Source organism: Burkholderia theae (genome assembly GCF_048565265.1).
Taxonomy (GTDB): domain Bacteria; phylum Pseudomonadota; class Gammaproteobacteria; order Burkholderiales; family Burkholderiaceae; genus Burkholderia; species Burkholderia theae.
Genome location: NZ_CP183461.1, coordinates 1,160,675 through 1,180,545, shown reverse-complemented (window position 1 = coordinate 1,180,545; position 19,871 = coordinate 1,160,675). Strand labels below are relative to the sequence as shown.

The 19,871-nt window shown below is 68.0% G+C and carries 21 protein-coding genes; 14 read left to right on the top strand and 7 right to left on the bottom strand.

Going from position 1 to position 19,871, the window contains the following annotated elements; genetic code table 11:
* Positions 1-87: 87 nt before the first annotated feature.
* The 5 genes from ACN22W_RS05555 to ACN22W_RS05535 all read left to right on the top strand — a co-directional run bounded on the left by ACN22W_RS05555 (position 88) and on the right by ACN22W_RS05535 (position 3,685).
* Complete coding sequence (locus ACN22W_RS05555; protein ID WP_048249576.1) at positions 88-573, top strand: CreA family protein; 486 nt, start codon at positions 88-90, stop codon at positions 571-573.
* Positions 574-635: 62 nt separating this feature from the next.
* Positions 636-1,535: an AraC family transcriptional regulator gene (locus ACN22W_RS05550; protein WP_419686641.1), complete on the top strand. Its 900-nt coding sequence runs from the start codon at positions 636-638 to the stop codon at positions 1,533-1,535.
* A 103-nt stretch (positions 1,536-1,638) separates the two neighbouring features.
* Positions 1,639-2,406, top strand: a complete 768-nt coding sequence (locus ACN22W_RS05545) for an AzlC family ABC transporter permease (protein ID WP_419686640.1) — start codon at positions 1,639-1,641, stop codon at positions 2,404-2,406.
* Positions 2,403-2,741 (top strand): AzlD domain-containing protein, encoded by a 339-nt coding sequence (locus ACN22W_RS05540; RefSeq protein ID WP_048249580.1) that lies wholly within the window; start codon positions 2,403-2,405, stop codon positions 2,739-2,741. The genes ACN22W_RS05545 and ACN22W_RS05540 overlap by 4 nt, the downstream gene beginning before the upstream one ends.
* Positions 2,742-2,902: 161 nt before the next feature.
* Positions 2,903-3,685 (top strand): DUF4088 family protein, encoded by a 783-nt coding sequence (locus ACN22W_RS05535; protein WP_048249582.1) that lies wholly within the window; start codon positions 2,903-2,905, stop codon positions 3,683-3,685.
* A 116-nt stretch (positions 3,686-3,801) separates the two neighbouring features.
* Here the strand turns inward: ACN22W_RS05535 and ACN22W_RS05530 are convergent, their stop codons facing one another.
* A complete protein-coding gene (locus tag ACN22W_RS05530) occupies positions 3,802-4,203 on the bottom strand; it encodes a hypothetical protein (protein WP_193097896.1) in 402 nt (133 codons plus the stop codon).
* A gap of 270 nt (positions 4,204-4,473) precedes the next feature.
* Between ACN22W_RS05530 and ACN22W_RS05525 the strand changes: the two genes are divergently transcribed.
* The 3 genes from ACN22W_RS05525 to fumC all read left to right on the top strand — a co-directional run bounded on the left by ACN22W_RS05525 (position 4,474) and on the right by fumC (position 7,792).
* On the top strand, positions 4,474-4,692 hold the full coding sequence (locus ACN22W_RS05525; protein ID WP_048249584.1) for an RNA-binding S4 domain-containing protein: 219 nt from the start codon (positions 4,474-4,476) through the stop codon (positions 4,690-4,692).
* Positions 4,693-4,863: 171 nt separating this feature from the next.
* The gene (gene norM, locus ACN22W_RS05520; protein ID WP_129514039.1) at positions 4,864-6,252 is read left to right on the top strand and encodes a multidrug efflux MATE transporter NorM; all 1,389 of its coding nucleotides are present in this window, start codon (positions 4,864-4,866) and stop codon (positions 6,250-6,252) included.
* A 145-nt stretch (positions 6,253-6,397) separates the two neighbouring features.
* Positions 6,398-7,792, top strand: coding sequence for a class II fumarate hydratase (fumC, locus tag ACN22W_RS05515; protein ID WP_129514038.1), 1,395 nt, complete (start codon positions 6,398-6,400; stop codon positions 7,790-7,792).
* Positions 7,793-7,838: 46 nt separating this feature from the next.
* Here the strand turns inward: fumC and ACN22W_RS05510 are convergent, their stop codons facing one another.
* The gene (locus tag ACN22W_RS05510; protein ID WP_129514037.1) at positions 7,839-8,351 is read right to left on the bottom strand and encodes an acyl-CoA thioesterase; all 513 of its coding nucleotides are present in this window, start codon (positions 8,349-8,351) and stop codon (positions 7,839-7,841) included.
* Positions 8,352-8,481: 130 nt separating this feature from the next.
* Positions 8,482-8,622, bottom strand: coding sequence for a hypothetical protein (locus ACN22W_RS05505; RefSeq protein ID WP_164991999.1), 141 nt, complete (start codon positions 8,620-8,622; stop codon positions 8,482-8,484).
* Positions 8,623-8,824: 202 nt separating this feature from the next.
* Here ACN22W_RS05505 and ACN22W_RS05500 point away from each other — a divergent pair, with 202 nt between their 5' ends.
* Positions 8,825-9,532: an ArsR/SmtB family transcription factor gene (locus ACN22W_RS05500; protein ID WP_129514036.1), complete on the top strand. Its 708-nt coding sequence runs from the start codon at positions 8,825-8,827 to the stop codon at positions 9,530-9,532.
* A gap of 162 nt (positions 9,533-9,694) precedes the next feature.
* Complete coding sequence (locus ACN22W_RS05495) at positions 9,695-12,214, top strand: DUF6600 domain-containing protein (protein ID WP_419686635.1); 2,520 nt, start codon at positions 9,695-9,697, stop codon at positions 12,212-12,214.
* A 100-nt stretch (positions 12,215-12,314) separates the two neighbouring features.
* On the opposite strand, the gene ACN22W_RS05490 is transcribed toward ACN22W_RS05495, so the two are convergent.
* Together ACN22W_RS05490 and ACN22W_RS05485 are read right to left on the bottom strand one after the other, a co-directional pair.
* Positions 12,315-13,286 carry a thymidylate synthase gene (locus tag ACN22W_RS05490; RefSeq protein WP_048249593.1) on the bottom strand — a complete coding sequence of 324 codons (972 nt, stop codon included), beginning with the start codon at positions 13,284-13,286 and terminating at the stop codon, positions 12,315-12,317.
* 41 nt (positions 13,287-13,327) lie between these two features.
* Positions 13,328-14,725 carry a sigma-54 dependent transcriptional regulator gene (locus tag ACN22W_RS05485; RefSeq protein ID WP_129514034.1) on the bottom strand — a complete coding sequence of 466 codons (1,398 nt, stop codon included), beginning with the start codon at positions 14,723-14,725 and terminating at the stop codon, positions 13,328-13,330.
* A 505-nt stretch (positions 14,726-15,230) separates the two neighbouring features.
* On the opposite strand from ACN22W_RS05485, the gene ACN22W_RS05480 reads away from it, so the two are divergent.
* Positions 15,231-15,557 (top strand): hypothetical protein, encoded by a 327-nt coding sequence (locus ACN22W_RS05480; RefSeq protein WP_419686633.1) that lies wholly within the window; start codon positions 15,231-15,233, stop codon positions 15,555-15,557.
* A 279-nt stretch (positions 15,558-15,836) separates the two neighbouring features.
* Positions 15,837-16,337 carry a dihydrofolate reductase gene (locus ACN22W_RS05475; protein WP_048249596.1) on the top strand — a complete coding sequence of 167 codons (501 nt, stop codon included), beginning with the start codon at positions 15,837-15,839 and terminating at the stop codon, positions 16,335-16,337.
* 83 nt (positions 16,338-16,420) lie between these two features.
* Here the strand turns inward: ACN22W_RS05475 and pmbA are convergent, their stop codons facing one another.
* The gene (gene pmbA / locus ACN22W_RS05470; RefSeq protein ID WP_412022243.1) at positions 16,421-17,791 is read right to left on the bottom strand and encodes a metalloprotease PmbA; all 1,371 of its coding nucleotides are present in this window, start codon (positions 17,789-17,791) and stop codon (positions 16,421-16,423) included.
* Positions 17,792-17,918: 127 nt separating this feature from the next.
* On the opposite strand from pmbA, the gene yjgA reads away from it, so the two are divergent.
* Both yjgA and mog read left to right on the top strand, forming a co-directional pair.
* Complete coding sequence (gene yjgA, locus ACN22W_RS05465; protein WP_419686632.1) at positions 17,919-18,524, top strand: ribosome biogenesis factor YjgA; 606 nt, start codon at positions 17,919-17,921, stop codon at positions 18,522-18,524.
* A complete protein-coding gene (mog, locus tag ACN22W_RS05460; RefSeq protein WP_419686630.1) occupies positions 18,505-19,125 on the top strand; it encodes a molybdopterin adenylyltransferase in 621 nt (206 codons plus the stop codon). Before yjgA ends, mog begins: the two co-directional genes overlap by 20 nt.
* A gap of 16 nt (positions 19,126-19,141) precedes the next feature.
* Here mog and orn read toward each other — a convergent pair whose 3' ends face one another.
* Positions 19,142-19,774: an oligoribonuclease gene (gene orn, locus ACN22W_RS05455; protein ID WP_412022245.1), complete on the bottom strand. Its 633-nt coding sequence runs from the start codon at positions 19,772-19,774 to the stop codon at positions 19,142-19,144.
* Positions 19,775-19,871 lie beyond the last annotated feature (97 nt).

Here is a 19,871-nt window from a genome sequence, read left to right as displayed (position 1 = left end):
TTGTTTTTCCGGCCGCCCTTGCGCCTTTCGTGGCCCGGCCGCGCGCATGCTAGAGTCTTCGTCCCGCATCCGTATCCGGTTCCATCGATGAAGCATCGCCTCCTTTCCTGCGCCCCCCTCGCCCTCCTGCTTTCCGCATTCGCCGCGGCACCGCTCGCGCACGCGGAGGAAGTCGGCAGCGTCAACACCCATTTCCGCGTAACGGGCTCCGACCGCGTGGTCGTCGAAGCGTATGACGATCCGGTCGTCCAGGGCGTGACCTGCTACGTGTCGCGCGCACGCACGGGCGGGATCAAGGGTACGCTCGGCGTCGCCGAGGATCCGAGCGAAGCGTCGATCGCGTGCCGGCAGGTCGGCCCGATCAGCTTCAAGGAGCCGCTCAAGCAGCAGACCGACGTGTTCAGCGAGCGCATGTCGTTCATCTTCAAGACGCTGCACGTCGTGCGCGTGGTCGACAAGAAACGCAACACGATCGTCTACCTGACCTACAGCGACCGCATCGTCAGCGGCAGCCCGAAGAACGCCGTCACCGCGGTGCCGATGCCGGCCGGCACGACGATTCCGGTCAAGTAAGGCCCGCACCGGACGGGCGCGCGAGCGATACACTGTCGGTTCGACCGCTCCCGCGCCCGATCATGTCCGCCACCCGCCTTCCCGACTCCGCACGCTACTGGCGCACGCCGCTGCTGCCGGATGCGGATCTCGTCACGGCCACCTATCGCGACCACACGTTCGCGCCCCACTGGCACGACGCGTACACGATTCCCGTGATTCTCGAAGGCGCGGAACGCTTCACCTATCGCGGCAGCGGTTATGTCGCCGAAACCGGCACCGTGCCCGTGATCAATCCCGGCGAAGTGCATACGGGTTCGCGCGCGGCCGACGAAGGCTGGTGCTACCGCGTGAGCTACATGCCGGTCGAATTCATCCGCGCACTCACGAGTGCGATCGCGGGCCGCCCGCAGGATGCGCCGTGGTTCGCCCCCGACGTGATTCGCGACGCCGATCTCGCGGCCCGGCTCACGCTTGCGCACCGGATGATGGAAGCCGGCAGCGAGCGCGCCCTGTCCTCGCATGCGCACGGGCAGGCGACCGACGATCCGGCATCCAACGCACCCCGCATCTACGATCCGCTCGCCGCCGAAATGGCGATGCTCGACGCGCTGTCGACGCTGATCGTGCGCCATGCCGACGCGCTGCCGCGACCGGCGCCGCTCGCCGCGGACGAACCGCGCGTCGAAGCGATGCGCGAGCGGCTCGCCGCCGATCTCACGTGCACCGTGACACTCGACGAAGTCGCGCAAGCGGCCGGCCTGTCGCCGTTCCACGCGGCGCGCCTGTTCACCCGCACGACCGGCATGCCACCGCATGCATGGCGCAACCAGTTGCGCTTGCAGCGCGCGCTGGCGCCGCTGCGCGCGGGCGTGCCCGTCGCCGATGTCGCGGCGGCCAGCGGTTTCGTCGACCAGAGCCACTTCACCCGGCATTTCAAACGGATGTTCGGCGTGCCGCCGGGGCGCTGGCAGGCAAGCTGACACGCGGCATCGCGCACCCCGCATCCGGCGGCCGCGCTACCACGCCCCCACGAGAGCAAGAACATACAAGCCGGCACACCGCCGGCCCGCTATCCTGCAGTTCATGGAAAAGCGCTCTTCGAACCCGTCACCCGCGTCACCCCCTCGCCGCCCGCTGAACGAATGGCTCGACGGTGCGCGCGACACGATCCCGATGATGATCGGCGCGGCGCCGTTCGGCGTGATTTTCGGCACGCTCGTCGGCGGCGGCCCGCTCGCCGCATGGCACGGCGCGCTGATGTCGCTCGCGGTGTTCGCGGGCTCCGCGCAGTTCATCGCGCTCGGCCTGATCGCGGGCAGCGCGAGCTTCGTCGTCGTACTCGCGACGACGCTGATCGTGAACCTGCGCCACCTGCTGTACAGCGCGACGCTCGCGCCCTATGTCGCGCACCTGCCGCTGCGCTGGCGCGCGACGCTCGGGGCGCTGATGACCGACGAGGTGTTCGCGGTCGCCTATGCACACTACCGGCACTTCGCGCCCGGCACGATCGGCCCCCACTATTTCTTCGGGTCCGGGCTCGCGATGTACCTGAACTGGCAGGTCTGGACGCTCGCGGGCATCGGCTTCGGCGCGGCCTTCCCGGGCCTGCAGTCGCTCGGCCTCGACTTCGCGATGGCCGCAACCTTCATCGCGATCGTCGTCCCGCAGCTCGGCACGCTGCGTTATTTCGCGGCGGCCGCGACGGCCGGCACGCTCGCGTACTTCTGGCAGGGCTGGCCATACAAGCTCGGGCTGCTCGGCGCGGTCGCCGCCGGCGTCGCGATCGGCGTCGCGCTCACGCTGCTCCACGAACGCGCACGCGCCGGCTCGCGCACGGAGGCCGCATCGTGAACTACGCGCTGCTGATTCTCGGGATGGCCGTCATCACGTACGCGATCCGCTCGACGCTGTTCCTGTTCGGCGAGCGGCTGGCCTTCCCGCCGCTCGTGCGGACCGCACTCGGCTTCGTGCCCGTCACCGTGCTGACCGCGATCATCGTGCCGATGACCGTCTCGCCGCACGGCGGCACGGCCGAGCTGACCTGGCGCAATCCGCAGCTCGTCGGCGCGCTCGCCGCCGTGCTGGTGTCGGCGGCGACCCGCCGCCCGCTCGTCACGATCGCAGCGGGGCTCGCGGTGTTCTTTTTCTGGCAAGGGATCGTGCTGCCGCACTGGCTGCCCGCCTGAGCGAACGCTCGGCCACGCGCGCTCAAGTTTTCGTCCGGCGCGCCGATAAAGGGAATGAAGACCCGCCACCGGCCTCGGCGCGCACCGGTCAGTCGACGCTGCGCCCGCCCCGGTGCGCCGTGCCGGCCGTCGGCTTGCGCGGGCCGCCATCGAGAAGATTCATGGGCCAGATCACCCTTTCCCTCAAGGACGACACGCTCGAGTCCCTGCGCAAGGACTACGACGCGTTCGTTCGCGTGTCGCTGAAACTCGACCCGCAGTTCGCGACGCCGTCGTTCGAGGATTTCCTGCGCGCCAAACTGCTCGACAACATGGTGCCGCTGACCGAGCACGCCGTGCAGCGGATGCTGCAGGGCGGCCAGTACGCGTGGGCAAAGCGCACGCTCGACAAGGAATTTCCGGACGTCGTCGCGATCCTGATGCGGCAGGCCGGCGAATTCGGCTTCGGCTTCGCGTCGCGCTCCGAATGGACCCCCGACGAACTCGCGAAGGCTTGCCGCGACTGGGCGAAGGCGATCGTCGCCGAAGCGCAGGGCGACCCGTCGCTGATCGACCCGCTCGCCGCGCAGATCAAGGGCGCGGCGCAGGACATCCAGACGCTCGAGGAACTGATGCAGACGCCCGCGTGGCGGCTCGCGGAATCGCTGCGGCAACGCATCTACGAGGCGAAGCTCGCGTGCGAGATGAGCGTCGGCAGCACCGCGCGCGACAAGCTCGGCGAGTTGCGCGGGCTGTTGCGGCTCGGGCTCGCGCATGGCTCGTTCCAGAAGCAGGAAGCGCAGCAGATCATGGAATACCTGCGGCTGCTGAAGCCGGAGATCTTCGTCGAGGAGCCGTACGACGTGTTCGCGCGGCTCGCCGTGTGGCTGCGCAGCGTATTCACGCCGGCTGCCGCTCGGCCGGCGCAGGGACAGGGGCAAAGCCAGGGACAGCGCCGGCCGTAACGGCACGCATGAACCCATGAAAACGGCCCGGTTCGAGCGAAACGAACCGGGCCGCCGGATAACCGCCGTCGCGTCGCGCCGCCCGGGGCGAGCGTCGCGACAGCGCCGGGCACCGCTTACTGCGTAGCGCCCTGGGTCGATGCACCGCCCTCCGCGCCGACCGATGCGCCGCCTTCGGTCGCTTCGCCGGCCTTCGCCTTGGCCGAGCCGACATGGCTCTTGGCCGACTTCGCGGCATGCTTCGTGTGCTTCTTGGCCGAGTGGACGGCCGACGACGCCGTATCCTTCGCGCCATCGGCTGCCGCGCCGACTGCATCGGTTGCGCCGCCCACCGCATTGCCCGACGCGTTCGCGCCTGCACTGCCCTGCACGCCTGCTCCGACACCCGCCGCCGGCGTCTGCGCCTGCATGCCGGCACCGGCTGCACCCTGCGCCGCCGTGCCCGTCTGGGCAAACGCGGCCGAAGTGGCGAACGCCGTCAGCGCGGCACCGATCAGCATCGTACGAATCTTGGACATGGCAATTCTCCTCAAGAAATTGTGAGCGTCGACCGCAGCGATGCGGCCTGTCGCGTCCCCCGCCGCAACACGCAGCAGGTACGACAAAAGACCCGCGGCGCGCACGGCCGGTTCTCGAATCTCTCAGACTGTTACCCACCGTTTCATTTGCTGACGAATCGCTCACAGTCCTTAACAACTGCATGCCGCGGCCGCCCACGCTCGCGCGCCGGCCCGCGGTGCCGTATGATGCGGGGCGATTCCTCCCGCGCAACGCGCACCTTCCTCGTCATGCCCAATCTGGATTTCACGCTGACCGGCGACTACGTCGAGCTGCACAACCTTCTCAAGATCACCGGCCTCGCGGACAGCGGCGGCACCGCGAAGTTGATCGTCGCGTCCGGCGCGGTGAAAGTCGACGGCGCGGTCGAGCTGCGCAAGACCTGCAAGATCCGCGCGGGCCAGGTCGTGTTGCTGGGCGACACGCGCATCGCGGTGCGCGAAGCGTAGGGCCCGCTCGCCCGAATAACGGACCAGCGGGAACCGGCCCTGGGGTTCCCCCTGTCCGAGACATGGCCATCGGCGCGCGCGTTCGACACGGTACGAATAAAGCCGTAAGCTAACCGTCTCTCAAAATAAATACATACAGCGCGGGCCCGCTCCCGCGCGAGCGCCCATTCCATGTCGCATTCCGCTTTTACGCGGACGGCCGCCGCGCCGCCGTCGCTATCCAGTCACGCCGCCGATACCGCGCGCCTCGCCGCCCCCCTCGCGATCGCGCAACTCTCGCAGATGGCGATGAGCGTCACCGACACGGTGCTGCTCGGTTCGCTCGGCCCCGATTCGCTCGCGGCGGGCGGGCTCGGCGCGAACTTCTTCTTCGTCATCGTCACCATCCTGCAGGGCGTGCTGTCGTCGGTCAGCGTGAGCGTCGCGCACGCGCGCGGCGCGCAGGCCGAGCACCGCGTGCCGCACATCTACTGGACGGGCTTCGCGCTGTCCGTGCTGCTCGCGATTCCCGCGATCGTCGCGCTGTCGCTGTCCGAACCGATCCTGCTGATGTTCCACGAGCCGCCGCTGCTCGCGCATCACGTCGGCGAATACACGGGCATCCTGCGCTACGCGGCACTCGGCAGCCTGATCGGCGTCGGGCTGATGCGCGCGTTCCTGCCGGCGATCGGCGCCGCCAAGCGGCTGCTGTGGGTGTCGATCGGCGGCGTCGGCGTCAATGCCGTGCTGAACTACGGGCTGATCCACGGCGCGTTCGGGCTGCCGCGCCTCGGCTTCCTCGGTTCCGCGGTCGCGACGACGATCACGATCTGGCTCACCGCGCTCGCACTGATCTGGCTGCTGCACGGCCGGCAACGCTTCCGTCATTTCGTCACCGCCGCGCGCCCGAAACTGCCCATGATGGGCGAACTGATCGGCATCGGCTGGCCGGTGGCGATCACGTACGGGGTCGAGTCGACGCTGTTCCTCGCAACCGGCCTGACCATCGGCGTGCTCGGTGCGACGTCGCTGGCCGCGCACCAGATCGCGCTGAACGTCGCGTCGGTGGCGTTCATGGTACCGCTCGCGATCGGCCAGGCCGCCAACGTGCGGGTCGGCTACTGGGTCGGCGCCGGGGCGCCCGTCGCCGCGCGGCATGCGGGCTTCGTCGCACTCGGCCTCGGTGTCGCGTTCATGACGCTGTCGGGCATCGTGCTGATCGTCGCGCCGCATGCGATCGTCGGCCTGTACCTGAACCTCGACGATCCGTCGAACGCGGCCACCGTGTCGCTCGCCGCGTCGCTGCTCGGCATCGCCGCGGTGTTCCAGATCGTCGACGGCGCGCAGACCGTCGCGTCGGGCGCGTTGCGCGGCCTGAAGGACACGCGCATCCCGATGCTCGCGGCGACCCTCGGCTACTGGGGCATCGGTTTTCCGACCGGCTACTGGTTCGCGTTCCACGTGGGCCTCGGTGCCCGGGGCCTCTGGTGGGGGCTCGCGGCCGGCCTTGCCAGCGTGGCCGTGCTGATGGCGTGGCGCTTTCATCTGAAGAGCGCGTCACTTGCGACGTCGCCGCGCTGAGCGCGACACGACGCGAAATCGCGGCCGGCGCTATGCTTGTCGGCTGAACACCTCGAGACGCCGCGCGAGCGGCGCGACTGCCTCACGATACGTCTGATGCCGCGCGACGACGCGCGGCCTTTCCCCTTTCCAGGAGGAGTGCATCATGAACGAAGCAGTTCGGATGGAACGCGACACGTTCGGCGAAATCGCCGTGCCGGCCGACCGACTTTGGGGCGCGCAAACCGAGCGCTCGCTGCAGAATTTCCGGATCTCGACCGAGAAGCAGTCGCCCGAGCTGATCCACGCGCTGGCGATCGTCAAGCGTGCGGCGGCGGCCGTGAACCAGTCGCTCGGCGTGCTCGCCGACGACAAGGCGCGCGCGATCATCGACGCGGCCGACGAGATCATCGCCGGCAAGCATCCGCGCGAATTCCCGCTCGCCGTGTGGCAGACGGGCTCCGGCACGCAGACCAACATGAACCTCAACGAGGTGATCGCGAATCGCGCGAGCGAACTGATGGGCGGCGAGCGCGGCGAAGCGCGCAAGGTTCATCCGAACGACGACGTGAACCGCGGCCAGTCGTCGAACGACGTGTTCCCGACCGCGATGCACGTCGCGGCCGCGTACGCGATCGTCAACCACCTGCTGCCGGCACTGCGCACGCTGCGCACGACGCTCGACGCGAAGTCGAAGGCGTTCGCCGACATCGTGAAGATCGGCCGCACGCACCTGCAGGACGCCACGCCGCTCACGCTCGGCCAGGAGTTTTCCGGCTACGTCGCGCAGCTCGACCAGAGCATCCGCCACGTCGAATCGGCACTGCCGCACCTGTACGAACTTGCACTCGGCGGCACCGCGGTCGGCACGGGGCTGAATGCGCATCCGGAGTTCGCGGTGCGCGTCGCCGACGAAATCGGCCGGCTGGCGAAGCTGCCGTTCGTGACGGCGCCGAGCAAGTTCGAGGTCATGGCGGCCGCCGACGCGCTGGTGTTCGCGCACGGCGCATTGAAGACGGTCGCGGCCGGCCTGATGAAAATCGCGAACGACGTCCGCTGGCTCGCGAGCGGGCCGCGCTGCGGTCTCGGCGAGTTGTCGATTCCGGAGAATGAGCCGGGCAGCTCGATCATGCCGGGCAAGGTGAACCCGACGCAGTCGGAAGCCGTGACGATGCTGTGCTGCCAGGTGTTCGGCAACGACGTCGCGGTCAACGTCGGCGGCGCGAGCGGCAATTTCGAATTGAACGTGTTCCGGCCGATGATCGCGCACAACGTGCTGCAGTCGGTGCGACTGCTCGCCGACGGCGCGCGGAGCTTCAACGACCACTGCGCGGTGGGCATCGAGCCGAACCGCACGCGCATCGACCTGCTGCTGAACGAATCGCTGATGCTCGTGACGGCGCTCAACCCGCACATCGGCTACGACAAGTCCGCGCAGATCGCGAAGAAGGCGCACAAGGAAGGCACGACGCTGAAGGCAGCCGCGCTCGCGCTCGGCTACCTGACCGAGGCGGAATTCGATGCGTGGGTACGTCCCGAGCAGATGATCGGATCGCAGTAACGGCAGGGCAATGGGCGCGGCGCGAGCTGCGCGGCGCCCATTGCGGTCAGACCGCGCCCTTCGCGACCTCTTCCGGTTTCATCTCGACGATCTTGTCGAGCGCGGCCCGCACGTCGGCCGCGTACTTCGCGAGCACCTTCTGCTCGGGCGTCTCGGGCACGAACGGCGGCACCGGCACCGGGTTGCCGTTCTCGTCCACCGCGACGAACACGACGAGGCAATCGGTCGTCTGGCGCAGCACGCCGCCCTTCGGATCGCCGGCATGCACGGACACATGGATGTGCATGCTGGTGCGGCCCGTCGCGACGACGCGCGCCTTCAGCTCGACAAGATTGCCGACCAGGATCGGACGCTGGAAGCGGATGTTGCCGACGCTGACCGTCACGCAATAGCGGCTCGACCAGACGGCCGCGCACGCATACGCGACCTCGTCGATCCACTTCATCAGCGCGCCGCCATGCACCTTGCCGCCGAAGTTTACGGACGACGGCTCGGCGAGGAAGCGGAATACGGTTTCGGTGCGGTCGAGGGCGGCCGGTACGGGGGACGGTTGGGACATCTTGTTGGCTCCAGGCGGCAGGGGCGCTGTAATCGGGCCATTATACGTTGCGCTGCGGCAACGCGTCGCGGTACGCCCCGTGTGGCGCGGCTGCGGCAACCGCACCCGCAACGCACCCGGCTGGCACCCGTCAGCGGCGCACCGTGATGCCCTGGTCGATCGTCCCGTACATCTCGATGCTGCCGCCCCGCTCGCCGGACGCACCCGCGCCGCCCTGCGCACAGGCCGCACAAACGAGCGCGGCCGCCAACAAACAGAAAATCGTCTTCATCGTTGCATCGTGTCACGTGCGGCGGCCCGCTGCCGCCGCGTCAGGCCATTCTACGCGCGCCCCGCAACGGGTCGCAGTTCCGGTCCGCCGCATGAACGGTGCCCGCGCCGGCGCCACTGCATCCGACATTTCATCCAGATCCGAAACATCGAATGCCCGCACCCACTACACTGCAACTCATCCCGCCTGACGAGACACGACGATGACCGATCATGACGACCACCACTTTCCGGGCCTGAGCCGCATCGGCGCACTGATCGCCGACCCCGGGCGCGCCGCGATGCTGTGGGTGCTGATGGACGGCAGCGCACGACCGGCCGGCGAACTGACGATGATCGCGGGGCTGTCGCCGTCCGCCGCAAGCGCCCACCTCGCGCGGCTGACCGAAGGCGGCCTGCTCGCGCTCGACGTGCGCGGCCGGCACCGCTACTACCGCATCGCATCGGCCGACATCGCGGCGTCGCTCGAAGCGCTCGCGAACGTCGCCCGCGCGGCCGCGCCGCACCGCCCGGTTCCGCCGCCGTCGCGCACGGTGCCGGCCGAACTGCGCTATGCACGCACCTGCTACGACCACATGGCCGGCGAGCTCGCGGTGCGCATCTTCGACGGGCTCACCGCGCGCGGCTGGCTGCTCGCCGACGGCAATGAAATCGAGACCACCGAACTCGGCACCCAGGCGCTCGCGCAATGGGGTATCGACGTCGCGCAGCAGCGCACGCGCCGGCGCCGCTTCGCGTGCGGCTGTCTCGACTGGAGCGAGCGGCGCTCGCATCTCGGCGGCGCGCTCGGCGCGGCGCTGCTCGAGAGCTTCTGCGCGCACGGCTGGATCGAGCGCTCCGCACGGCCGCGCGTGCTTCGCGTAACCGTGCCCGGACAGCAGGTTTTCGACGGGTGGCTTACGTCAGCTTGACGCCGGCATTGCGGCTGCACGACAACGGCGCGCGATGGACAGGTTTTGTTACATCGCGTGCCATCCGGCTTACAAAACACCGAGCATTGAAACAGGCCGAGCGGATATTGTGAACTCAACGGCACGAATCGACGCGCCGCGATAACGACGAAGACGCTCATCATGGCCACCCTGTTCACGCTCAAGCGAACCGCCCGCTACACGCTGCTCGCGTTCGTCGCGCTTGCGGCACTGCCCCCCGCATTCGCGCAATCGTCCGATGCTCCGCCGTATGCAGCCGCGGCCCGGCAACCGGGCGGCGACCCGCCCAGCCGCGTCGCGCGGCTCAATTATCTGTCGGGCGCCGTGACGACCGAACCGGCCGGCACCGATACCTGGTCGTATGCCGCCGTGAACCGGCCGCTGACGACCGGCGACCAGCTCTGGAACGATGCCGGCGCACGCTCGGAACTGCACATCGGCTCGACCGCGGTGCGGCTCGGCGATTCGACGAGCCTGTCGGTGCTGAACCTCGACGACACGACGACGCAGCTGAAAGTGGGCCTCGGCACCGTATCGACGCACGTGCGCGAATTGCCGGCCGGCGGGTCGTACGAAATCGACACGCCGAACCTCGCGCTCGGCATCACGGGCCCCGGCGACTATCGCGTCGACGTCGCGCCGAACGGCGCGAGCACGACGGTCACGGTGCGCAGCGGCAGCGCGACCGTCTACGGCAGCAACGGCCAGTACCCGCTGTCGCCCGGGCAGCAGGTCGTGTTCACGGGCACCGACCTGCAAGTCGCGCAACAATCGGCCGCCCCCGGCCCCGATGCGCTCGACCAGTGGGCCGCCAGCCGCGACGCGGCGGAGGAGCGCTCGGTGTCGGCCCGCTACGTGTCCCGCGACATCCCCGGCTACCAGGATCTCGACGCGAACGGCACGTGGCGCGAAACCCCGAATTACGGCTCGGTATGGGTGCCAAACGATACGCCGGCCGACTGGGCGCCGTATCACGACGGCCACTGGATCTGGCAGGCACCGTGGGGCTGGACGTGGGTCGACGACGCCCCGTGGGGCTTCGCACCGTATCACTATGGCCGCTGGGCATACGTGGACGACAGCTGGGCATGGGTGCCGGGCCCGATGGTCGTCAGCCAGCCGCCTGTCTATGCGCCGGCGCTCGTTGCGTTCGTGGGCGGTGGCGGCGGTCCCGACTGGAGCGTCGCGCTCACGGTCGGCGGCGTCGCCGCGGCCGGCTGCGCATGGTTCGCGCTCGGCCCCGGCGAACCGTGGCACCCGGGCTGGGGCGGCTGGAGCCCGCACTACTACGACCGCGTGAACCGCAACATCGTGGTGAACAACGTCAACGTCAACGTGAACAAGACCGTGAACGTGACGAACATCACCAATATCACCAACATCAACAAGACGTACGTGAACTTCCGCGCGCCGCACGCCATCACGGCCGTGCCGGCCTCCGCGTTCGTGCACGGCCAGCCCGTCGCGCACTTCTCGCAGCACGTCGATCCGCAGCAATGGCGCAATGCGCACGTGATGTCGGGCACGCCCGGCATTGCACCGGTGCGCCAGAGCTTTACCGGCGGGCTGCGCAATGCCAGCTACCGTCCGCCGGCTGCGATCGCACAGCATCCGTACGTCGCGACGCGCAATCCCGCCGTGCCGGCCGCGTATCGCGACCAGGCCGCCGCTCACCTCGCACAGCAAGGCGGGCGCGTGCCGGGTGCCGGCGCTCCCGTCGTGAAGACGAACGTGCCGGCCGACTATGCGGCTCGCCCGGTCCACGTTCCGGGCAACCCGAACGGCGGCGCATGGGCGATGCACAACGTGCAGCTCGTGAATCCGCACGGCCCTGTCGTGCAGCCGGCACGTGCGCCACGCGAAGGCCAGCCGCCCGCGGTGCAGGCCGCACGGCCGGGCACGCCGGTACCGGGTGCGCCGAATGCCGAGCGGCCGGCGAACGGCGAAAACCCCAATGCCCCGCGCTTCGCGAACGGCGGTATGCCGCAGGCTCCCGGCACGCCGGTGCCGCATCAGGCATTCGGGCCCGGCAACGGTGTCCCGCATCCGCCGACGGCCGGCAACGCGCTGCCGGGCATCGGCAACGCGCGCGCGGCCGAGGCCCCGTCGCCCGCGTGGATGCAGCCGCACGCGCCGATGGACCGCCAGCGCCCCGCCCCGCCGACCGCGCTGCATGCGGCAGGCCAGAATGCGCTGCCGCCGGTGCGCAGCGCGGCGGTCCCGCGTCAGGAAGGTGTGCCGGCCCCGCAGGGCGCGCAGCCCGGCGGCCGGAACGAAGCGCCGCGCGCGCTGCCGCAACCACGGTTCGACAATACGGCGCAGATTCCGCAGCCGCGTCCGCGCCCCGACATCCCGACGCCGGCCCAGCATGCGCAGCCGCAACCGGAACGGGCCGCCCCGGCACCGCGACCGCGCGCCGACTTCGCGCAGCCCGCGCCGCACCGCGATGTCGCGCCGCCGCGTGTGAACGAGTACCGTCCGCCGGCCCCCGCCGTGCATGAAATGCCGCGCCCGCAGCCGCAGGCGCCGCGCATGGAGCCGCGGCCGGCGATGCCCGCGCCGCACGTGGAACCGCGGCCGCAACCGGCGCCGCACGTCGAGGCACCGCGCCAGAACAACCCGCCGCCGCAAGGCGGTCACGAAGAGCGGCACCGCCAGTAAGTGCCGCAAACATGAAACAAAAAGGCCCGACCGGCATCAGCCGGTCGGGCCTTGTTTCTGCGGGCGCGAATCGATGAAATCGCGCGCCCGAGCCGGGCGATCAGACCGCCATCGGCGCGGTCAGCGGCTCATGGTGACGGTAGCCGACGAGCGAAAAATCGGACGGCTCGATCTGCTCCAGCCACTCGGGCGCATAGACGCCCGTCTTCGCGTATTCGGGCACGCGCTCGGCGATCTCGAGCCGCGGGCTTTCGTACGGCTCGCGCGTGAGCTGCTGCTGCAGCATGTCGAGCTGGTTCTCGTAGATGTGCGCGTCGCCGATGAAATACGTGAACCAGCGCGGCGTGTAGCCCGTCAGCCGGCCAACGAGCGACAGCAATGCCGCCCCTTCCGTCAGGTTGAACGGCGTGCCGAGTCCGACGTCGTTGCTGCGGATGTACAGGCACAGCGAGATCTCGCGCTTCGTCGCATTCGGCAGGAACTGGTACAGCAGATGGCACGCAGGCAGCGCGATCTGATCGAGCACGGCCGGATTCCATGCGTGAAACAGGATCCGACGGTCGGCCGGGTTCTCCATGATCGTGTCCAGGCACTGGCGCAACTGGTCGATCGCCTTGTACAGCAACACCTTCGGCGCACCGTCTTCGTCGAAACGCGTGACGATCCGGAAGCCGCGGCGCGTCGCATCGGCGATCTGCGCGTCGGCGCCCGCGTCGAGCACCTTGTAGCCCGGCCACTGGCGCCATTGCACGCCGTACACGTCACCGAGATCGTCGACGCCCTGGCGATACGGGTTCGCAAGCCACTGCGCGTTCGCGTTCGCGTTCGCATCCCATACCTTGCAGCCGAGCGCCCGAAACTCGGCCGCGCTGCGCGATGCGCGCAGGAAACCGACCAGTTCGCCGATCGCGGACTTGAACGCGAGCTTCTTGGTCGTCACGGCCGGGAAGCCCTGCTGCAGGTCGAAGCGCAGCATCGCGCCCGGCATGCTGATGGTGCGGATCCCCGTGCGGTTCTCCTGCCAGGTGCCAGTATCGAGAATGGTACGAACGAGGTCGAGGTACTGTTTCATGCGGGTTCCTTCGGCCGCGAGGGCGGCCGTACCCGCCAATTTTAGCAAGCGTGATGCGGAAGCTCCGGCAACGGCGCCGAAAACCCTGCCAGCGTATCGCCACGATCGCGCATTCCATGCGCGCACATCAGCCGGTAGAGCGTGACGCGCGACACGCCGAGTTCGCGTGCGGCATCCGCGAAACGGCCGCGATGGCGCAGCAGCGCCTGCTCGATCACCTGCCGCTCGGCCGCCTCGCGCGCCTCCAGCAGCGACACGGGCGCGAGCGTCGCGTAATCGTTCAGCTCGAGATCGGCCGCGGTGATCATACGGCCCTCCGACATCACGATCGCGCGGCGCACACGGTTGATCAGCTCGCGCACGTTGCCCGGCCACGAATAGCCGTACAGCGCGGCCACCGCGTCAGGGGAAAAACCGCGCAGGCGGCGATGCGCATCGCCCTTGAAGCGCTCGAGCATGTGACGCGCGAGCACCTCGATGTCCTTGCCGCGCGCACGCAGCGGCGGCTCCTCGATCTTCAGCACGCACAGGCGGTGGTACAGGTCCTCGCGGAACCGCCCTTCGCGCAACGCCGCTTCCATGTCCACGTGCGTCGCGCAGATCACACGCACATCGACGGGCACCGACACGTGCGCACCGAGCCGCTCGATCTTGCCTTCCTGCAGGAACCGCAGCAGGCTTGCCTGGCTTTCGAGCGGCAGGTCGCCGATCTCGTCGAGAAACAGCGTGCCGCTGTTGGCGGCCTCGACGCGGCCGATCTTGCGCTGGTTCGCGCCGGTGAACGCGCCGCGCTCATAGCCGAACAGCTCGGCCTGCAGCAGCGTCGACGGGATCGCCCCGCAATTGATTGCGATGAACGGCGCCTGTGCACGCGATGAACGTTCGTGAATCGCGACCGCCGTCAGTTCCTTGCCAGTACCCGATTCGCCCGAGATGAACACCGGCGCGTCGGTCGCCGCGACGCGGCGAATCGTCCTGAAGAGCCCGAGCATCGCATCGCAGGTACCGACCATCTCGCCTTCGCTGCGTCCTGCGCCGACGGGCGGCGCAACGGAATCGGTCAGCGCGACCATGCCGTGCGCATGACCGACGGTCTCGACGATCCGCGACGTCTCGTACGGCATCGTCACGTAGTCGAAGCAATAGTCGCGAATGAGATGGCGCAGCGTCGCATCCTGCAACTGGCCGCGCCGCGTCGCCGCGATCCAGCCGATGTGCTGAATGGTCAGACAGGATTCGAGTTCGCGCAGGTCCGAGGGCTTGAAGCCCGGCGAAAAATCGAGCAGGCCGGCCGTTGCAACACCGTGCTGCACGACGCGTCGTACGTCGCGCACGGTCTCTGCGAGATCGACACGCCAGCCGCATTCGTCGAAATGGCCGCGCAACGCGTCGTTCGGTTCGCGCGAATAGTAGATCACGTGCCGCTGATCGGCTCCCATATCCTCACCCCGTTCATCAACCGTCTAACGATTGCCGCGCACGCCAGGAAGGTCACGTGCGAAAAGGATCGAATCGGGTCAGCCGAGGGCAGATCGATTCGCCATGCCGATGCGCGGCAACGCAAAGCCTCGCATGATGGCGCTTATCTCGCGTCCAGTTATTTTGGTCACGACAGCTTAGTTATAGGCACCGAATACGACAAACCGATTTCAGCGCCATGGGCGATACGGCCGAATCGCTCAGGAGGTCGATGCATGTCAATCATCTGCACATAGCACTTGTGCAGCGAGGCGTTCTTTCATCAACACATGAGCAGATTTTCATCCTTGAAGCGTATCGATTGAATCCGCAGTATTCCCGAGCCCCCTCGTTTCACGCCTGAAACATTTTCAGGCGTTTTCAGCCACAATTCTCAACGCTTGCGCACGAATCGCAGTTGCGACAACGGTCCCGGCACGATGGCATGTATTTCGCTGGATACGGAATACACCGGAGACCGCAACCATGCGCAAACATCTTTTACTTTCTTTCGTATCGGTGGCAATTGCGCTCGTGGCCGCGGGCCCGCTCGCGTCGGCGTATGCAGACGAAAGCGTGACGCCGGATCGCGCGATGCTGCTGGCCGAAAATGCGCCGAGCATGCAGTACGGCAACGGGTTCGGCATCGTGACCGTGTCGGCACCGCAATCGCAGTCGACCGGCAAGACCTCGGTGACGCTGTGGGACGAGATCCCGCCGCCGCCCCAGTTGCCGATGCCGCTCCCGGTTCCGCAATCAGGCGACGTGCAGCACGCGATGGAACACAACGCGCAAGGCAGTACGCGTCAGTGATGCATGCGCCGATCCATTCGATAAGGATTCCGTATTGATTTGAACAGGCCGGAAGCATCGATCCGAACCGGCGTCGCCGATCCCGCAACACGAAACAGTTTTGTGCTCCGTCCCCCGGCGGGCACTTTTTTTATTCAGTCGATCGCCACGACGCATTGCATCACGTGTCGCGGCTCGCAACGCAAGAGCGCTGACGCATGCACGTGTGCACGGAATCCGGCACACGTCGCCGTTCCGGTAGAATCGGCGCCATTCCGGTTTTCCTCTTCCCCGACCTTCATGACGACGTTGACCCTGATCGTCGCGCGTGCCCGCAACGGCATCATCGGCCGCGACAACCAGTTGCCCTGGAAACTTCCCGAAGATCTCGCCTTCTTCAAGCGCACGACGATGGGTGCGCCGATCGTGATGGGCCGCAAGACCCACGAGTCGATCGGCCGGCCACTGCCGGGCCGTCGCAATATCGTCGTCACGCGCGACGCGGCGCGTCGCTTCGATGGTTGCGACACGGTCACGTCGCTCGCCGATGCACTGGCGCTCGCCGCGCGCGACGGCGTGCCCGAGGCATTCCTGATCGGCGGCGCGCAACTCTACGCGGAAGGCCTCATGCTCGCCGACAAGCTGGTCGTCACCGAGATCGATGCCGACTTCGACGGCGATGCATCGTTCCCGGCGCCCGACGCCGCGCACTGGCAGGAAGTCTCGCGCGAAGCGCACGAGGCGGCCGCGCCGAACACGTTCGGCTATGCGTTCGTCGTCTACGCGCGCAAGCACGGCTGACGCGTCGCGCACAATGAAAAAAGCCCGACCGGCTCACGCCGGTCGGGCTTTTTCGTTTCATGGCGGCAGGCGCCGCGCGCCGCTTACTGCCCGGCGATCGTCATCTGCTCGATCAGCACCGAGCCGGTTTCCTTCGTGCCGCGCACGATCGAATCGGCGCCGATCGCGGCGATATGCCGGAACATTTCCTGCAGCGTGCTCGCGACGGTGATTTCCTCGACCGGATACTGGATCACGCCGTTCTCAACCCAGAAGCCCGCCGCGCCGCGCGAATAGTCGCCCGTCACGTAGTTCACGCCCTGCCCCATCAGCTCGGTCAGCAGCAGGCCCGTGCCGAGCTTCTTCAGCATCGCGTCGAAATCGTCGCCCGGCTGCGTGTTCGAGCTGCGCAGCGCGAGGTTGTGCGAGCCGCCCGCGTTGCCGGTGGTTTGCGTGCCGAGCTTGCGTGCCGAATAGGTCGACAGGAAGTAGCCTTCGACGACGCCGTCCTTGACGACGCTGCGCGCGCGCGTGCGCACGCCTTCCTCATCGAACGGCGCGCTGCCCATCGCGCGCGGCACGTGCGGATCCTCGACGACCTGGATGTGCGGCGCGAACACCGGCTTGCCGAGGCTGTCGACGAGGAACGACGTCTTGCGGTACAGCGCACCACCGCTCACGGCCTGCACGAACGCGCCGAGCAGGCCGGCCGCGAGCGGCGCCTCGAACAGCACGGGCACCTTGCGGGTGTCGAGACGACGCGCGCCCATCCGCGCGAGCGCGCGCTCGGCCGCGTAACGGCCCACCGCTTCCGGTGCCGCGAGATCGATCGCGCTGCGCTTCGACGAATACCAGTCGTCGCGCTGCATGTGACGGCCGCTGCCCGCGATCGGCGCGCAGGCGATGTAGTGGCGCGAGTACGGGTAGCCGGACAGGAAGCCGCGCGACGTCGCAAGCACGAACTGTGAATGCTGGGCCGACACGCTCGCGCCTTCCGAATTGCGGATCTGCGGGCTGACCGCGAAGGCGGCGTCTTCCGCGCGGCGGGCGAGCTCGACGGCTTCGTCGGCCGTCAGCGCCCACGGGTGGTAGAGATCGAGGTCGCGCGGGTCGGTTTCGAGCAGCTCGGCCTCGGCGAGGCCGGCCGCTTCGTCCTCGGCCGTGAAACGCGCGATGTTGTAGGCGGCGGCGACGGTATCCTTGATCGCGGCCGGCGAGAAATCGGACGTGCTCGCGTTACCGCGTTTCTTGCCGAGGAACACCGTCACGCCGACCATCTTGTCGCGGTTGTGCTCGATCGTTTCGACTTCGCCGCGCCGCACCGACACCGACAGGCCGTCGCCCTCGGAGATTTCGGTCGCGGCGTCCGTCGCGCCGAGTGCCTTCGCATGGCGAAGGATGTCCGAGGCGATTTCTTTGAGCTGGTCCTGCGTGTGCGGGAAATAGCGCGCTTGTACGTCGAGATTGGCTGCCATCGTCTTGGTATCCGGTGGCGGGCGGGCGCCCGCATGTTCAAAATGTTGCGTATCCCGCGATCATAGCAAGGTCCGGGGCCGCGCACCGACAAGCTTGGGGTGTCCGCGCCGCGATACAATGCCGCCTATGACACGCAAAACCCGAATCCAGCCGATCGAGCATGCCGTCGAGGACGACGACAACGGCTACGATCGCCCCAGCAAATCCCAATTGAAGCGCGAGATGCACGAGCTGCAGGTGCTCGGCCAGGCGCTTGTCGATCTGCCGAAAGACGCGCTGAAGCGCATGCCGATGCCCGAAAGCCTGTCGGACGCCGTTCGCGAGGCGCGCCGGATCACCGATCACGAAGGCAAGCGCCGCCAGCTCCAGTACGTCGGCCGCGTAATGCGCTCGCTGACCGACGACGAGACGGCCGCGCTGCGCACCGCCCTCGACGCACAGCGCGGCGTGAACAAGGCCGCGACGGCCCGCCTGCACTGGATCGAGCGCACGCGCGAACAGCTGCTCGCCAATGACGACGCGCTGACCGAATTCCTGCGCCAGCACCCGGAAGCCGACATCCAGGAAGGCCGCACGCTGATCCGCAACGCACGCAAGGAAGCGCAGCAAGGCAAGCCGCCGCGCTATTTCCGCGAATTGTTCCAGTGGATCAAGACCGCGAGCGGCACGACCGATGCGGACGACGAAGCATCGGACGACGCCGGAGACGACCATGACGACGACGAAGCGTAATCATCCTGACGAACTCGTCGTCGGCCTCGTGTCGATCAGCGATCGCGCGAGCACGGGCGTCTACGAGGACAAGGGCATTCCGGCGCTGCAGGAATGGCTCGCCGGCGCGCTGGTCTCGCCGTGGCGCGCGGAAACACGCCTGATCCAGGACGATGCGCCGACGATCTCCGCCACGCTCGCCGAGCTCGTCGACGTCGCCGGGTGCGACCTCGTGCTGACGACGGGCGGCACCGGCCCCGCGCGCCGTGACGTGACGCCCGAGGCCACGCTTGCCGTGGCGACGAAGGAAATGCCGGGATTCGGCGAACAGATGCGGCAGATCAGCCTGAATTTCGTGCCGACCGCGATCCTGTCGCGGCAGGTCGCGGTGATCCGCGAGATGGCCGACCATGCGGCGCTGATCGTCAACCTGCCCGGCCAGCCGAAGTCGATCCGGGAAACGCTCGAAGGGCTGCGCGACGCCGACGGCAAGTCGACCGTGCCCGGCATCTTCGCCGCGGTGCCCTACTGCATCGACCTGATCGGCGGCCCGTACATCGAGACCGACGCCGCGGTGGTCGCGGCGTTCCGGCCGAAAAGCGCGCAGCGCGCGCCTCGCTGAGCGCGTGCCGGCCCGCTCAGGCGGCCGGCGCGGACTCGCCTGTCGAAGCCGATGCCGACGCCGACGCGGCCGGAATCAGGAAATGCTCGCGGTAGTACTTCAGCTCGTCGATCGACTCGTGGATGTCCGCGAGCGCCGTGTGCATCGCGCGCTTCTGGAAGCCCTTGTAGATCGCGGGCTGCCAGCGGCGGCACAGCTCCTTGAGCGTGCTGACGTCGAGATTGCGGTAGTGGAAGAATTTCTCGAACTCCGGCATCCAGCGCGCCATGAAGCGGCGGTCCTGGCAGATCGAGTTGCCGCACATCGGCGACTTGCCGGGCGACACGTACTGCGCGAGGAACGCCTGCAGCTGCGCGGCGGCTTCCGCCTCGGTCACGGTCGACGCGCGCACGCGGTCGATCAGGCCCGAGCGGCCGTGCGTCGACTTGTTCCATTCGTCCATCTTCGCCAGCGTTTCGTCGCTCTGGTGGATCGCGAACACCGGGCCTTCGACGGCGATGTCGAGCGTGGAATTGGTCACGACGACCGCGATTTCGATGATGCGGTCGTTATCCGGGTCGAGGCCCGTCATCTCCATGTCGAGCCAGACGAGGTTCAACTCGTTGCGCACGAGCGCGGGCTGGCTGGTGGAAGCGGCGGTATCGGTCATGAGTCATCCTGGAAAATGGCGGACGGCGCGCGGCGCCGCCCGGGCGGCCGGCATCGCGTCAGCGAGCCCGGTCCGCAAGAACATATAATTCTCGCAT

Bases quoted from the DNA above. Each gene is read 5' to 3' on its own strand.
- ACN22W_RS05555 (WP_048249576.1), top strand. From the start codon at position 88: ATGAAGCATCGCCTCCTTTCCTGCGCCCCCCTCGCCCTCCTGCTTTCC.
- ACN22W_RS05550 (WP_419686641.1), top strand. From the start codon at position 636: ATGTCCGCCACCCGCCTTCCCGACTCCGCACGCTACTGGCGCACGCCG.
- ACN22W_RS05545 (WP_419686640.1), top strand. From the start codon at position 1,639: ATGGAAAAGCGCTCTTCGAACCCGTCACCCGCGTCACCCCCTCGCCGC.
- ACN22W_RS05535 (WP_048249582.1), top strand. From the start codon at position 2,903: ATGGGCCAGATCACCCTTTCCCTCAAGGACGACACGCTCGAGTCCCTG.
- ACN22W_RS05530 (WP_193097896.1), bottom strand. From the start codon at position 4,203: ATGTCCAAGATTCGTACGATGCTGATCGGTGCCGCGCTGACGGCGTTC.
- ACN22W_RS05525 (WP_048249584.1), top strand. From the start codon at position 4,474: ATGCCCAATCTGGATTTCACGCTGACCGGCGACTACGTCGAGCTGCAC.
- norM (WP_129514039.1), top strand. From the start codon at position 4,864: ATGTCGCATTCCGCTTTTACGCGGACGGCCGCCGCGCCGCCGTCGCTA.
- fumC (WP_129514038.1), top strand. From the start codon at position 6,398: ATGAACGAAGCAGTTCGGATGGAACGCGACACGTTCGGCGAAATCGCC.
- ACN22W_RS05510 (WP_129514037.1), bottom strand. From the start codon at position 8,351: ATGTCCCAACCGTCCCCCGTACCGGCCGCCCTCGACCGCACCGAAACC.
- ACN22W_RS05505 (WP_164991999.1), bottom strand. From the start codon at position 8,622: ATGAAGACGATTTTCTGTTTGTTGGCGGCCGCGCTCGTTTGTGCGGCC.
- ACN22W_RS05500 (WP_129514036.1), top strand. From the start codon at position 8,825: ATGACCGATCATGACGACCACCACTTTCCGGGCCTGAGCCGCATCGGC.
- ACN22W_RS05495 (WP_419686635.1), top strand. From the start codon at position 9,695: ATGGCCACCCTGTTCACGCTCAAGCGAACCGCCCGCTACACGCTGCTC.
- ACN22W_RS05490 (WP_048249593.1), bottom strand. From the start codon at position 13,286: ATGAAACAGTACCTCGACCTCGTTCGTACCATTCTCGATACTGGCACC.
- ACN22W_RS05485 (WP_129514034.1), bottom strand. From the start codon at position 14,725: ATGGGAGCCGATCAGCGGCACGTGATCTACTATTCGCGCGAACCGAAC.
- ACN22W_RS05480 (WP_419686633.1), top strand. From the start codon at position 15,231: ATGCGCAAACATCTTTTACTTTCTTTCGTATCGGTGGCAATTGCGCTC.
- ACN22W_RS05475 (WP_048249596.1), top strand. From the start codon at position 15,837: ATGACGACGTTGACCCTGATCGTCGCGCGTGCCCGCAACGGCATCATC.
- pmbA (WP_412022243.1), bottom strand. From the start codon at position 17,791: ATGGCAGCCAATCTCGACGTACAAGCGCGCTATTTCCCGCACACGCAG.
- yjgA (WP_419686632.1), top strand. From the start codon at position 17,919: ATGACACGCAAAACCCGAATCCAGCCGATCGAGCATGCCGTCGAGGAC.
- mog (WP_419686630.1), top strand. From the start codon at position 18,505: ATGACGACGACGAAGCGTAATCATCCTGACGAACTCGTCGTCGGCCTC.
- orn (WP_412022245.1), bottom strand. From the start codon at position 19,774: ATGACCGATACCGCCGCTTCCACCAGCCAGCCCGCGCTCGTGCGCAAC.